This is a genomic window from Neisseria subflava, assembly GCF_024205745.1.
In the GTDB taxonomy this organism is placed as follows: Bacteria; Pseudomonadota; Gammaproteobacteria; order Burkholderiales; family Neisseriaceae; genus Neisseria; species Neisseria flavescens_B.
In genome coordinates, this window is the sequence record NZ_CP073117.1 from 1,325,753 (window position 1) to 1,340,117 (window position 14,365).

Consider the following 14,365-nt stretch of genomic DNA (forward strand, 5'->3'; position numbering starts at 1 on the left):
CTTATTCGGCAGCTTCAGTTTGTTGTTTGATTTCGGCAACAGCTTCTTCCGCAGCGGCTTCGGCAGCTTTCAAAGCAGCTTCTTCAGGCTCTTGAGCGGCTTCGAGTTTGGCCAAACGGGCTTCCAATTCGGCCAGTTTGGTACGGGTTTTAATCAAAACCTGTTGTTGGATGTCGAATTCTTCGCGGGTCACCAAATCCATGCGGTTGAACGCGCTGCCGAGCATGGCTTTAACGTTTTTTTCCATGTCTTTGGCAGGGCTGTTGGCGATGGTTTCGCTGATTTTGGAGCTGACTTCTTCAAAAAGTTGTTTGCCGAACATAATCCGTATCCTTTATTCAGAATGTATATAGAAATTCAAGTGGCTATTGTATAAGGAAAAAGGCCGTCTGAAAACGAGAATTTTTGAGACGGCTTTTGCTTTCTGCCGTAAATATTCAACGTGTTTTAACGCTCAATACGGGTTTCAAAAATAGGCATCAGCCACGCGCCGCCTGCAAAGCCTTTGCATGAACCGGTGGTGTGTTCCTCATTACGGACAAAGGTTTTTCCGTCCCATACAGCCGTATTGCCAGACCAGCAATCGCCTATGCCGCGGCCTTTGAAGCTGCCGCTGAGTGTGGCTGTTTTTTCATCAAATCCGCCATGACCGCCGTATGTCATTGGCGGTAGCACTTGTTCGATCTTGGTCAGTTCTTTGTTGGCAATGGCATAGTAACCACTGGTTTGATAAGCGCCGCCGATACAGGTGGCCTCTACCAATACTTGTTGTTTGTTGAGCGGATAAATACTTAGGCTGCGGTTCCAATGCATTTGCTCTTTATTGTGCAGGGCATAACAGTAATTATCGTCGCTTTCGGAAACGCGGTTGCTCTCGCTCAAGAGCTTCATGACGGCGCGGTGGCGCGGTGTGTCCTGTTCCAGCATATAGCTTGCTTTTTGTGGTACGGCAACGGCACGGATTACGGGTTTGGGCTGAGGATTTAATACGGCCTGACTGCTGTTGCCTTTGCGGATCAGCGCGGAGGGCGTATTCAGACGGCCTTGAAATTCGTCCGCTTTCAACATCGCCGCCGCTGCACCTTGGTCGGACAAGTGCCATTCATATTTTCCAGAGCGGATGCTGATTTTGCTCTCTTTTTTCAATGCTTCGAGTAAGGCGCTGGTTTGCGCGTTGCTCAATTTGCCTTGGCCTTTTTTATTGAACGCCAATTTGCCCAGTGATTTACCATTCAATACCAATTCGTTGTGTGCCGCAATGTTGGCAAGTTGTGCGTTATCGTCATTAAATGGCAGCAGGGAAACTTCGCCAATTACGGAGGCGTTCGCCCCTGCTTGTCGGGTAAACAGGATAGAAACCGGCGGTTCTGTTTCATCTGCCTGATATCCGGCAAGACGGCAGGTGCCGGTATTGTCGCAAGCAATGTCCCAGTCTTTGTAATTTTGATAAAAGCCTTGAGGCGGAGCAGCCAGTGCGGTGGCAGGCAAAACAGCCAGCAGCCATTTTTTCATGATGTATTCTTTCAATTTTATTTATGTAGATTCACAAAGACAGCATAGCAATCCAAAATTTCGTTGCACTGTTTTTATGAAAATATGATGTGTCGTCCGTAAAAAGGTTTTGAATATTTAGATGTAAAAAGGCCGTCTGAAACTCCCGTTCAGACGACCTTTATTATTTTTTTATACGCCTGCGGCTGCTTTCAATGCGGCTGCTTTGTCGGTGCGCTCCCAAGTAAATTCGGGCTCTTCGCGGCCAAAATGACCGTAGGCAGCGGATTTGCTGTAAATCGGGCGCAGCAGATCGAGCATTTGGACGATGCCTTTGGGGCGCAGGTCGAAATGTTCGCGAACCAGGGCAATCAGTTTTTCTTCGCTGATTTTGCCGGTGCCGAAGGTATCGATGGAAATCGAAGTCGGTTCGGCAACGCCGATGGCGTAGGAAACTTGGATTTGGCATTGGGTTGCCAAACCGGCGGCTACGATGTTTTTTGCAACATAGCGGCAGGCGTAAGCGGCGGAACGGTCCACTTTGGACGGGTCTTTGCCGGAGAATGCGCCGCCGCCGTGCGGAGCTGCGCCGCCGTAGGTATCGACGATGATTTTACGGCCGGTCAAACCGCAGTCGCCTTGCGGGCCGCCGATAACGAAGCGGCCGGTCGGGTTGATCAGGTATTTGGTTTCGTCGGTCAGCATTTCAGACGGCAGAACCGGTTTGATGATGTGTTCGATCACGGCGTTTTTCAGCTCTTCGTAACCGATAGACGGATCGTGTTGGGTAGACAGGACGACAGTGTCGATGCGTTTTACTTTGCCGGTTTCGCTGTCGTAAACCACGGTCAGTTGGGCTTTGGCATCAGGGCGCAGCCAAGGCAGGCGGCCGTCTTTGCGCAATTCGCTTTGGCGTTGCATCAGGCGGTGGCTGTAATAGATGGCAAACGGCATCAGGGTAGGGGTTTCGTCACAGGCATAGCCGAACATCAAACCTTGGTCGCCCGCGCCTTGGTTCAAGTCGATGCCTTCGCCTTCGTTCACGCCTTGGGCGATGTCCGGAGATTGTTGGTCGTAGTACACGCCGACTGCGCAGCCGTTGGCGTCAAAGCCCAGCTCGGAGGAGTTGTAGCCGATGCGTTTGATGGTTTCGCGTGCGACTTTGATGTAGTCCACTTGGGCGGTGGTGGTGATTTCGCCTGCCAATACGCACAAGCCTGTGTTGACCAAGGTTTCTGCGGCGACACGCGCTTTGGGGTCTTGCGCCAAGATGGCATCCAAAATCGCATCGGATACTTGGTCGGCAACTTTATCCGGATGGCCTTCGGATACCGATTCGGAAGTAAACAGATATTCGCTCATTGCTATTCTTTCATTAAAAACAGGCTGCTGTGTTTTCAGACGGCCTTTTATTTCGGACAGCGGAAATCATAACAAAAACTCCGCTTTTTCTCTATACAAGTGAGAAACATTCGCACTTGTCTGCTGTTTCGGAATCCTGTTGCACGTTTCTTACAGGCAAAAAAATTCCCGCATTAAGCGGGTTTGGATTGCTCTGGCGAGCCACATCGGTTTTTCAACCGTCCACCTTACCTTTCTTTCGGAAAAGCAGGTTGGCATGGAATTCCCAACTCTTAATGCAGCGCGGATAGTAGCAGAAAAGCAGGTGTGCCGCAATATATTTGCCCGAAGTCTGTTTTGTTCAGACGGCCTGTTTCGTTTACAATCTGTCCACTTCATTTTGGTAAAACCTTATGCAAACGCTTGTTACCTTTGTTTTTAAATTTTTGGCCGCGCTACCTTTGGCTTGGTTGCACAAATTAGGCAACCTGCTCGGCGGTTTGGGTTTCCGCTTGCTGTCGAAAGATCGCCGGCGTGTTTTCGAAAACATGAAACTTGCCGGATTAAACCCGACGGACGAGGCGGTGAAAAAAGTTTTCCGTGAAACGGCAAAAGGCGGCTTGGAATTGCCGGTGGCGTTTTTCAGACGGCCTGAGGAAATTGAAAACCTGTTTGTCAGCGTCAATGGTTGGGAGCATGTTCAGACGGCCTTGAGTGCGGGCGAGGGTTTGCTGTTTATCACGCCGCACATCGGCAGCTACGATTTGGCGGGTCGCTACATCAGCCAGCAACTGCCGTTTCCGCTGACGGCGATGTACAAACCGCCGAAAATCAAGGCTTTTGATGTGGTGATGCAGGCAGGGCGCGTGCGCGGCAAAGGCAAGACTGCGCCGACCAGTATTCAGGGAGTCAAACAAATCATCAAGGCCCTGCGCGGCGGCGAAGCGACCATTGTGTTGCCGGACCATGTACCGTCTCCGGAAGAAGGCGGCGACGGCGTCTGGGTGGACTTTTTCGGCAAACCTGCCTACACCATGACGTTGGCGGGCAAGCTGGCGCAAGTCAAAGGCGTGAAGGCTTTGTTTTTCTGCGGCGAGCGTCTGCCCGACGGCAAAGGCTTTGTCTTGCACATCGAGCCTTTGCGCGGTGAGTTGAACGGCGATAAGGAGAACGACGCGCGCGTGATCAATGAAAATACCGAATATTGGATACGCCGTTTTCCAGAACAATATTTGTTTATGTACAACCGCTACAAACATCCCGAAGGCGCGCCGTTGCCACCTGCTTGAGTCAGATAGATTCAAAACCTGCTTTGAGGGAAGCAGGTTTTTATTTTGTGTGGGAATTAAGATCGAATAAAGCCGAAGTTCAAAAAGAAATACATCAAAGCCCAGCGTTTGCGCTGTCCACGATATTTAAACGGCAAAGGCCGTCTGAAAAGCGATTTCAGACGGCCTTTACCGTAATCTTTTGCCTTTTATTTTCATACGCTGCTGAACCGTTTGCCCTGATGGCATTATAATGCGCGTAATTGTTTTTTTGATGGCATGTCATGTTTTATCTCTTTCAATCCGACCGTTTGGAATCGCTTGCCGAAATGTGCGCGCGTATTCATCAGGCTTCGCCCTTGGACTCTGTATTGGCGCAGGAAGAAGTGGTGGTACAGAGCCAGGGTATGCGGCGTTATCTGAATGTGTTTTTTGCGCGCGAACTCGGCGTGGCGGCGAATTTGAAGTTCAGCCTGCCTGCCGGTTTGGCGTGGCAGCTGATGCGCAAATTGGTTCCCGATGTGCCGCCGCTCAGTCCGTTTTCGCCTGAAGTCATGCGCTGGCGTTTGCTGGATTTGTTCCGCAGCGAAGCGTTTCAGACAGCCCCGGAATACGAAAACGTGCGCCTGAAGCTGGAAAGTTATTTGCATAGCTCGGCATCGGCGGATTATCAGCTTGCCGGACAGATGGCGGATATTTTCGACCAATATTTAGTGTACCGCCCGGATTGGATTGATGCGTGGCAGGCAGGGAAGCTGCTGGGTTTGGGCGATGATGAGGATTGGCAGGCGCGACTGTGGCGTTATTTGGACGATGGCAGCCAATCTGCGCCGCATCGCGTGGCCTTGTGGGAAAAGCTGTTGGTGCAGTTGGATAAATCGGTCTTGCCGCAAAGGTTTTTTGTATTCGGCATTTCGACAATGGCGCCGATGTATCTGCAACTCTTGCACCAAATTTCCAAGCATTGCGATGTGTTTGTGTTTGCGCTCAACCCGAGCAGCCAATATTGGGGCGAGGTTATCGACGAAGCGCAGATTTTGAAAAGGGGCGATGAGGCGGATTTGTCGCAGGCAGGGCATCCGCTGTTGGCCTCTTTGGGCAAGCAGGGGCGTGATTTCTTTGATTTTTTGTCGGAAGTGGAAACCGAGCAGGATATTCAGGTTTATGAAGAGGGAAAAGACGATACCTTATTGCATTGCCTGCAAAACGATATTCAAAACTTAATCATGCCGTCTGAACGCTTGTATCAACAGGAAGAAAGTGAAGCAGGTTTGGTTCAAGTCCATGATGCGGACGGCAATCCAGTGTATGTCGAGCCGGACAAGCTGTTGAATGACGGCTCCGTCAAAATCGTCGCGGCACACAGCCCTTTGCGCGAATTGCAGATTTTGAAAGAAGAGTTGTCGCTGGTGTTGCAAAATAATCCCGATTGGCAGCCGCACGATATTGCCGTGTTGACACCAAACATCGAGCCGTACAGCCCGTTTATCGAAGCCGTTTTTGGACAGGCGCACGCAGGCAGCCAGGCTTTACCGTATTCGATTTCGGATGTGAAACTCAGCCGCCGTCAGCCGTTGCTGTATGCTTTGGCGCAAACTTTGGACTTGCTGGAAAGCCGGTTTGAAGTGGACAAGGTTTTGCCTTTGCTGGAAAGCCGGTTGGTGTTGCAACGCTTCGGTTTGAGTGAGGAAGATGTGCCGCTGCTGCATGAGACTGTTGCCGGATTAAATGTGCATTGGGGTTTGGACCAAACCATGCGCGAGGGTAAAGACAACCTCTTTACTTGGCAGCAGGCGGTAGAGCGTTTGGCCTTGGGCTGGATGCTGCCTGAAGGCGGCAACGGCATGTGGCAGGGTGTGAGCGCGTGGCATAGCAACGTCAACCAGCTGGACGTGTTCAGCGGCTTTGCCGAATTTATCCGTACTTTGGCCGATATGGCGGCGCAATGGCAAGCGCCTGCCAATGTGGAAAGTTGGGTGCAGCGTTGCCGTGATTTGCTGGAGAAACTGTTTGCTCCGGATACGGACGACCAATACGCCAAGCAGCAGTTTGAGCAGTCTTTGGCGAAATGGCAGGAAGAGGTGCAGTTGGCCGGATTTGACGGATTGTTGCCGTGTAAAACCGTTATCCGCCATATCCGCCGCTTTTTGGACAGCGAAAGCCAAGCCGGATTTTTGAGCGGCGGCATCACTTTTTGCAGTATGGTGCCGATGCGCAGCCTGCCGTTTAAAATGGTTTGCCTGTTGGGTTTGAATGACGGCGATTTTCCGCGCAATACCAAAGCGGCGGTGTTCGACCTGATTGCCAAACATCCGAAAAAAGGCGACCGCGCCCGCCGCGACGACGACCGTTATCTCTTCCTCGAAGCCTTAATCAGCGCGCGCGAAATGCTGTATTTGTCTTATATCGGCCGCGATATACGCAATGATGCCGAGTTCGCGCCGTCCTCGTTAATCAGCGAGTTGCTGGATACTATTGCCGCCATGACGGGGAAAAGCGGGCGCGAGTTGTCGGAGAAATGGGTGAAACATCATCCTTTGCAGGCTTTTTCACGCCGTTATTTCCAAAAGGACGCGCTTTCAGACGGCCTCTTCAGTACGCGCCAAGATTACGCTGATGCGTTGAACCAACCGCCAGCGGAAGCGCAACCGTTTTTCCTTGAGGCCTTAAATCAGGAAGAGCCGGGCAAAACCATTCATCAGGGCGAGCTCATCAGTTTTTGGCGCAACCCTGTCAAAGTTTGGCTGAAGAGAAATTTAAGCTGGGATCAGCCGTATTTGGACGGCGCATGGGAGTCTGCCGAACCGTTTGAGCCGCAACATGAGGGTCGGATTGCCGATGCCTATTTGGATGCGCGGCGCACAGGGGAAGATTTTGAAGATACGGCCATTCGGCTGAATGCCGAAAGCCTGATGCCGGTAGGCGAATTGGGCGGTTTGTGGCAGAAGCAGTATCAGATATCTGCGAAAAACGTAGATGCCGAGCTGATACGCAGCGACAAAAGGCCGTCTGAACCTTATGAAGAACACTTTGACGATTTGGTTTTACAAGGCACCATCGGCAATCTTTATGAATGCGGCCGCATTGTGTTCCAAAACCAAAAAGACAATGCGCCCAACCGTGTTGCCCGTTTATTGGAGCATTTGATTTTTTGCGCCGTCGCCCCTCAATCCGTTGCAAACCGACAAACCCATATTGTCAGCTTGGGACGGACCGAAACCTATGCTGCCATCGAGCAACAAACAGCAAAAGAACTTTTGAAAGAATGGCTGGTATATTTCCGAATCGGACAAAATACCCCCTTGCCGTTTTTTGCCAAAACCAGTCTTGCCGCGGCGGAGGAGTACAACAAAAAAGAGGATTGGGATGCTGCCTTGAGAAAAGCCCATGATGTTTTTAACGGCAACAAAATGAGCAAAGGGCAGAAGGAATATACCGAAGTGAAGCTGGTGTTTGGCCATTTGGAAGAATCGCCTCTTGATGAGCCGCTATTTGAAAACCTCGTCGTCAATCTGCTTGTTCCGCTTTTGACCGGCGTGGCAGGAAAAACCGATACAACAGAACAGGAGTAAAGCATGGCCACTTATGCAGAATATTTGGATTTTGATACTGAAGAAGACAGATTGAAACAGCAGCAGCTCTATCAGGCGACTAAGCTGTCGGCGCAAACGGTGGCGGCGGTTAAAAAGATTAGCCGTCCGCAAAACTGGCTGCTTGCCGCTGCGCCGTATTGCCCTGATTGCCGCGTGTTTGTGCCGTTTATTCAAAAAATAGCGGAGTTGAACCTCAATATCCGCGTCAACTATATTGCCCGCAACGATTTTGATGACAGCAGCCGTTTTGAGAATCCGCGCCAACAGGAAATCGTCCGCGCCAATCAAAAAATTCCTGCGCTGTTTTTGATGGGTCATGAAGAGGACGGGCCTGTGTTTAACGAGTTTCCGCAAGTGGTGTTGAACCAAATTGCGGCAGATGAAACCCGTCGCACAGAATTGCGCGATGCGTACCGTGCCGGCGAATTTAATGCCGATATTGAGGCGCAGATTGTAGCGGCGTTGGCATGGGCAGAGCAGCGTTGTTGAGCAGATATTATCGGAGTGTAAGGCTGTGTTTTGAACCGCTTTGATATTTTGCTTTGTAATAAGAAGGCCGTCTGAAAAGATTTCAGACGGCCTTTTTTGATGCTTAACGCTTTATCAAATCTCGATTTTATTCGGTGTAAAGGTTTGCCATTTGTTGCAGGCTGGGCAGTGCCAGAAGAAGACTTGGGATTTGAAGTGGCAGTTGCGGCAGCGGTACATGACGCTTTTTTGCAGCTGGCGGCCGATAATGGAGCGAATCATATCGGTATCGGCTTTCCACTCTGGATTCATATTGCTGAGTTTCAAGCCAAGCAGGCGGTACACGCCGTTGAGGTCGGGTTTTTGGCGGACGAGTTCGACAGCGATTTGCGCCGCTTCGGTTTCGCCTTTGAGCAACAGGGCCTTCTCGTAGATGACGTTGATCAGGTCAAGATCGGGAAAGGTTTGCATATAGCCGATGAGGCGGTTGAGGCCTTCTTCCTGTTTGCCTTGTGCGGCATAGGCTTCATAGAGTTTCTCGCCGACCATGCTCAAATAGGCGTGGTTTTGCTGCTCGATGGCGGAATACGCCTCCACTGCGGCAGGGAAGTTGCCCTGACGGTATTCAATGTCGCCGAGAATGATGTTGGCGCGCGTACATTTTTTGTTGGCTTCGAGTGCTTTGCCGATGTTGTAGCGGGCGGTGTCGAAGTTGGATTTGAACAGCGCGGCTTGGGCGATTTCGCAATAGAACTGGGCGATTTCAAACTGATAGGTTTGTTCGTCATGGCTTAAGAGCTGCGCCATTTCGATGGCTTTTTCCCAGTCGCGGTCTTGTTGGTAGATGCTCAAAAGGTGTTGGCGGGCTTCGCGTGCCATATCGCCTTCCTGCAAGCCGAGGAAGATTTGTTCGGCACGGTCGACCAAGCCTGCGCTTTGGTAGTTTTGCGCCAATTCAAAAAGCACGCGCGCGCGTTTTTCGTTGACTGTATCGGGCGAATCAAGCAGGGCGCGGTGCATATTGATGGCTTTGTCGTTTTCGCCGCGCTGACGGTAGAGCTTGCCTAGGGTCAGGTTTAAGTCGTATGACTGCGGCTGCTGGTCAATCACTTCCGCCAATTCGCGCGCGGCACGGCCGCTGTTGCGGTCAACGAGGGCGTCAAGGCTTTTGTAAAAGCCTGCCGGTATGCTTTTGGCCTGTTTCAGGACGGTTTTCATATCGACGCGCGCGGCAAACCAGCCCATAGCGAAGAAAACGGGGAGGAGGACGATGGGCAGTAAGATAACCCACAATTCGTTGTCCATGGTATTCCTTTATCGATTGGTGGCGTTACGCTTTGGGAGTGGCTTCGGAAGTCGTTGCCGGTGTTTCGGTTTTGACCGGAGTCAGGTCTTTTTCGGAAAGGTGGGCATGTTTTTTCACTTCGGCGCGCAGGCGGTTGTTTTCGCTGCGAAGGGACAGCAGACGGCCGAAGAGGGCAAACATACCGAACACGATGCCGATAATAAATGCACCGAAAAGCACGACAATCAGCGGCAGATTGATGTTTTGGCCGGGCAGGTAGAAGAAGGATACGGTGTGGGTATTGGTGATGGCCAGCAGGAGGAAAACAAGAAGAATCAGGATTTTGATGATGGTAGAGATGAGTTTCATGGGTTACTCCGAGTTGGCTGCGGTTGGTGCAGGCCGTCTGAAAAATGGTATCAGTTTAAACGATTTGCCGGATTTCGGATAGGACGGCATGTTTCAGACGGCAGGGGGACGGTGTTTTTATGCTGATGGGTACTTGTCAAACCTATATTGAAAGGCGTATTGTTCAGTCTTTAATTAATTTATTTTGCACATCAGAATAAGAAAGGCAATCATCATGAGCAGACCAGTTCCAGCCGTATTCGGCAGCGTTTTTCACGCTGAAATGCCCGTTATCGCTTATCGTGAAGGTAAATGGCAGCCGGTAGAATGGCAATCTTCCAAAGACCTGACAATCGCCCCCGGCGCACATGCCTTGCATTACGGCAGCGAATGTTTTGAGGGCTTGAAGGCATTCCGTCAGGCAAGTGGCAAAATCGTGATGTTCCGCCCGACCGCTAATATTGCGCGCATGCAGCAAAGTGCGGATATTCTGCACCTGCCGCGCCCTGAAACTGAGGCTTATTTGGATGCTTTGATTGAATTGGTCAAACGCTCTGCCGAAGAAATTCCTGATGCGCCAGCCGCTCTTTACCTGCGTCCGACTTTGATCGGTACCGATCCTGTGATTGGTAAAGCCGGCTCTCCTTCTGAAACTGCTTTGCTGTACATTCTGGCTTCTCCTGTCGGCGACTATTTCAAAGCCGGTTCGCCCGTTAAAATCTTGGTTGAAACCGAACATATCCGTTGCGCCCCACATATGGGTCGTGTGAAATGCGGTGGCAACTATGCCTCCGCCATGCCTTGGGTTTTGAAAGCCAAAGCTGAATATGGCGCAAACCAAGTGTTGTTCTGTCCGAATGGCGACGTTCAGGAAACCGGCGCGTCTAACTTTATCCTGATTAACGGCGATGAAATCATTACCAAACCGTTGACAGACGAATTCCTGCATGGCGTTACCCGTGATTCCGTACTAACTGTTGCTAAAGATTTGGGCTACACCGTTACCGAACGCAACTTTACCGTTGATGAGCTGAAAGCAGCTGTGGAAAATGGCGCAGAGGCAATTCTGACTGGTACGGCTGCGGTCATTTCTCCGGTAACTTCTTTCGTGATTGATGGCAAAGAAATCGAAGTGAAGAGCCAAGAGCGCGGTTACGCAATCCGTAAGGCGATTACCGACATTCAATACGGTTTGACAGAAGACAAACACGGCTGGTTGGTCGAAGTCTGTTAAATAGGGCGCATGTAATAAAAAAAAGGCCGTCTGAAATATTTTTTCAGACGGCCTTTTTTTATTGGTTTTTAGATGGAGAAAGCAATAATAAAATACTAAATTTTGCAAATAAACGGTAGTATTTTAAGATAATCGGTATATAATGCGCAATTATGTTGTAAAAATACACATTGAAAATATCGAATTTTATTGATTTTTCGATGAAGTTAAAAACATTTATAGATATTTATTTTGTATATTTTGTAAATTTAGTTAAATTGGGAATGCTAAAGGCATGTTGTGTTAGAATTTCCCTCCTTTTTGGCTTCGCGAGGTTAACTCTGTCACGCCAAAAAGGAAAGTAATACAAGATAAAACCATTTTTATTTTGCTATAAAAATCAAAAATAACTTAACTTTGGATGAACTAATCAATTAAAAAGGGACTCTGATACATTTCCGTCAAAAATAACCGGATACATGGTACGCGGACAGATTGCCTATAAAAGTCATCCAAGGGTTCTGTCCATACACCATTACCGTTTCCAATCAGAAAACCGGCAGAAGGGGAAACGCTGCCGAGTTTCTCAAAGTGGCCAGCTTCAGTTTGGCCTTTATACAGGCAATTGCTGTTACGACAGAATCCGTCTTACCTCTTTATTCAATCGAACTTTTTTGTTGCACGCTTGTGCGATGGGAAAGGACGATATTTGATACAAGGAAATACGCTGATTATGTCACATAAACTTGCTCCTCTTGGCCGTACCCATATTCGTCACGGCTCCTCAACTCCTGAAACCACTTCCGAATCATCTTCTCCTCTAAAAGAATGGATACACACTCAAAATTGGGGGGATAGTCCGTCGGTTTTTCCAGAACCCAAGCAATTAAGCGGTAAAAATACTGTAACGAGAGAGACAGTGCATGTGGCTGAGGCAGTAAGATTGGGCGGCACTTCATCATCTTCAGACGGCCTTGGGACAAAAATGCATGTCGCACGGGCCAGCGTTGCTTCTGCAAGCAGCGTTTCCAGTAAAAACACCATTGCGCTTAAAGCAACAAATAAACCTGCCGCTACCGATCAAGCAACGGCAGCCAAACCAGTCAATAAATCGATGGAAAAAGTCCTGGCTGAAAGGCAAAAAATTTACGAAGAGGCTAAAGCAAAAAAAATAGCCGAAGCCGCAGCAGCCAAAGCGCAGGCGGTTGAGCGCGCAAAAGAAGCGCATAAAGCAGCAGTCGAAAAAGCGATTGCAGAGCGTAAAGCCAAACAAGAAGCCGCCCGCAAAGAGAAAGAGGCGGAAGACAGAATTGCCGAAGGAAAAGAAACAGTCGAAATTGCGCATAAAAAGAATTTGAACGATTCAGACGGCCATAACAAAATCACGAGCGTTTCTTCCGGCAAAAAAACAGCCATGAGTCACGATAGCCACCTCAGTTCAGTCAAAGAAAACAAAATTGACGATCATGCCGAAAGCAGGGCTGGTATATCTGGAAAATACCGCGTGTATCAATCTAAAGAGTACGGTAATTATGTTCGCGTGAATGATTTTGGTGCCGATGCGCAGGGTAAAAAAGACAGCCTTCAGGCATTTAAAGCGGCTTTAGAAGCGGCTCATAAAGAAAAAGCCATGGTCTTCTTGGATGGTACCTACTATATTTCCAACCAGATTGTGATGGATAAAACCGTTTCCGGCGCGCGTGGTTTATTCGGTTCGGGCATGGGCAAAACCAAAATAACGTTTGATAAGGCGCAGACGGGCGTATTCAATCCGGACACCAACCATGACGATATCCGCGAATTTGCCGGTATTTTGGTTGATGGACAAAACAATAAAACCATTGCCGACTTGTCGGTTCAATATACCAACCCTGATTTTTACCGTAAAGGCTTAAGCTATTTTGGCAAGGTAAACGGCATTTTGGTGAACGACGCGGACAATACTTTAATCAGCAAAGTAGAGGTTTCCGGTGCCAATCGCGCTGGTGTGATGTTTACATCGACCGCTTCTTTGGAAACGGAAAAGGGTCAAAAGCTGACCTTTAAAGCGCGCGTACAAAGCGGCGAAATTGATGAAAAATATGAAGCGCTGCCTTTGGGTGAAAACAACCGTATTGTTGATTCGTATCTGCACCACAACCGCGTTGCCGGTGCGCTGATCGGTTTCCAACAAAACTTTATCGGCGAGGGCAACCGTTTGGATTGGAACGGCCACGAAGCGGACGGCGGTACCGGTTACGGTATGGCTGTGGCTGCGGGTAGCTACAATTACGGCATCACATACCGTAAAAACACAACCGACCACAACTACCGCAAAGGCTTGGATGTGCATGATGGTACAGGCATTGTCATTGAAGACAATGTGTTAACGGGTGACCGGCTGTATGGCATCGTTGCCTACAACCGCCAGTTTTCTATGGATAAAGTCAAAATTACCGGCAATACCATTATCCAAGACCCGAGCTTCCGTTTGAATGTTGATGATGACTTGGGCAAGTACTACCACATGTATTCAGGGATTCAGGTGCAAACCAATACCCAATACAAAGATTTGCACTCGGCTGATAAAGGTTATTTCGATATTAGCGATAATGTCATTAAAAATCTGACGGTTTATCAAAACAATATTCAGACCTACGCGATTGAGTTCCGTAACCATGAAAGCAAAATGGATTACACGCTCAATATGGCAAACAACAAGATCAGCGGCGAATCCACCAAATATCTGATTGCCGTCATCAACGATACCTACGACCGCGTTTTATCTAAAAACGGCATTGGCAGCGGTACCATTACCATCAGCGGCAACGATGCCGATATTGGCAAGATTATGAAAGGCGCGGTACCGGTTTATGTGGAAGAACACCATGGCAATGTCGCGATGCATGGTGCGGTGACGATTCACGACAACAAAATTTCCGTACGTGAAAAATCGGACGGCTATGTCGAATTTGCTTATTTGAAAAGCAATGCCAAAGAGTACAACATCACCAATAACACATTGAAACTTGGTGGTACTCTGAATGATGCTTTGGTAGACGTACACAGTACCAACCCTAAGGGCAAGGCATCTTTAAATGTAGCCAACAATAAAATCATGACGGACATTAAAGGCGAACTGTATGATTCATGGCTACGCTTTGAAAACGACATCAAAACGTATTCAGAAGGCAATAGCCATAACGGCGAAGCACTGAAAAAGGTGAATACGACCGGCAGTAAAGTCGCATTGAGCGATATCTTGTCAGAAGCCAACCATATTGTCGAAACGACTCAAGAGACTGTGTATCACCATACTAAGAACGTGTATACATCAGGAGTGGAAGAACATCATACAACGACAGGGATTTTGTAAGTT

The 14,365-nt window shown here is 49.1% G+C and carries 10 protein-coding genes and 1 riboswitch; of the genes, 5 read left to right on the plus strand and 5 right to left on the minus strand.

The genetic code is table 11. From position 1 onward, the window contains the following. Position 1 precedes the first annotated feature (1 nt). From KCG55_RS06390 to metK, 3 genes are all read right to left on the minus strand, one after another. Positions 2-322 carry an accessory factor UbiK family protein gene (locus KCG55_RS06390; protein WP_003684455.1) on the minus strand — a complete coding sequence of 107 codons (321 nt, stop codon included), beginning with the start codon at positions 320-322 and terminating at the stop codon, positions 2-4. Between the two features lie 125 nt (positions 323-447). Further along, positions 448-1,512, minus strand: coding sequence for a DUF1176 domain-containing protein (locus tag KCG55_RS06395; protein WP_254322416.1), 1,065 nt, complete (start codon positions 1,510-1,512; stop codon positions 448-450). Positions 1,513-1,683: 171 nt separating this feature from the next. After that, positions 1,684-2,853 carry a methionine adenosyltransferase gene (gene metK / locus KCG55_RS06400; protein WP_036490097.1) on the minus strand — a complete coding sequence of 390 codons (1,170 nt, stop codon included), beginning with the start codon at positions 2,851-2,853 and terminating at the stop codon, positions 1,684-1,686. A gap of 173 nt (positions 2,854-3,026) precedes the next feature. Then, positions 3,027-3,137: riboswitch (SAM-I-IV-variant riboswitch) on the minus strand. Between the two features lie 108 nt (positions 3,138-3,245). Here metK and KCG55_RS06405 point away from each other — a divergent pair. The 3 genes from KCG55_RS06405 to KCG55_RS06415 all read left to right on the plus strand — a co-directional run bounded on the left by KCG55_RS06405 (position 3,246) and on the right by KCG55_RS06415 (position 8,182). Then, on the plus strand, positions 3,246-4,121 hold the full coding sequence (locus tag KCG55_RS06405; protein ID WP_254322418.1) for a lysophospholipid acyltransferase family protein: 876 nt from the start codon (positions 3,246-3,248) through the stop codon (positions 4,119-4,121). A 263-nt stretch (positions 4,122-4,384) separates the two neighbouring features. Further along, positions 4,385-7,672 (plus strand): exodeoxyribonuclease V subunit gamma, encoded by a 3,288-nt coding sequence (gene recC, locus KCG55_RS06410; RefSeq protein WP_254322419.1) that lies wholly within the window; start codon positions 4,385-4,387, stop codon positions 7,670-7,672. Between the two features lie 3 nt (positions 7,673-7,675). Continuing rightward, a complete protein-coding gene (locus KCG55_RS06415) occupies positions 7,676-8,182 on the plus strand; it encodes a thioredoxin family protein (RefSeq protein ID WP_254322420.1) in 507 nt (168 codons plus the stop codon). Positions 8,183-8,296: 114 nt separating this feature from the next. Here KCG55_RS06415 and lapB read toward each other — a convergent pair whose 3' ends face one another. Both lapB and KCG55_RS06425 read right to left on the minus strand, forming a co-directional pair. Beyond that, positions 8,297-9,466, minus strand: coding sequence for a lipopolysaccharide assembly protein LapB (gene lapB / locus KCG55_RS06420; RefSeq protein WP_188209265.1), 1,170 nt, complete (start codon positions 9,464-9,466; stop codon positions 8,297-8,299). Positions 9,467-9,491: 25 nt separating this feature from the next. Continuing rightward, positions 9,492-9,815 (minus strand): LapA family protein, encoded by a 324-nt coding sequence (locus KCG55_RS06425; protein ID WP_049328701.1) that lies wholly within the window; start codon positions 9,813-9,815, stop codon positions 9,492-9,494. Between the two features lie 214 nt (positions 9,816-10,029). On the opposite strand from KCG55_RS06425, the gene ilvE reads away from it, so the two are divergent. Then, positions 10,030-11,028 (plus strand): branched-chain-amino-acid transaminase, encoded by a 999-nt coding sequence (ilvE, locus tag KCG55_RS06430; protein ID WP_254322422.1) that lies wholly within the window; start codon positions 10,030-10,032, stop codon positions 11,026-11,028. 1,093 nt (positions 11,029-12,121) lie between these two features. Beyond that, entirely contained in the window at positions 12,122-14,362 is a 2,241-nt protein-coding gene (locus tag KCG55_RS06435) for a right-handed parallel beta-helix repeat-containing protein (RefSeq protein WP_254323646.1), read from the plus strand. The last annotated feature ends 3 nt before the right edge of the window (positions 14,363-14,365 follow it).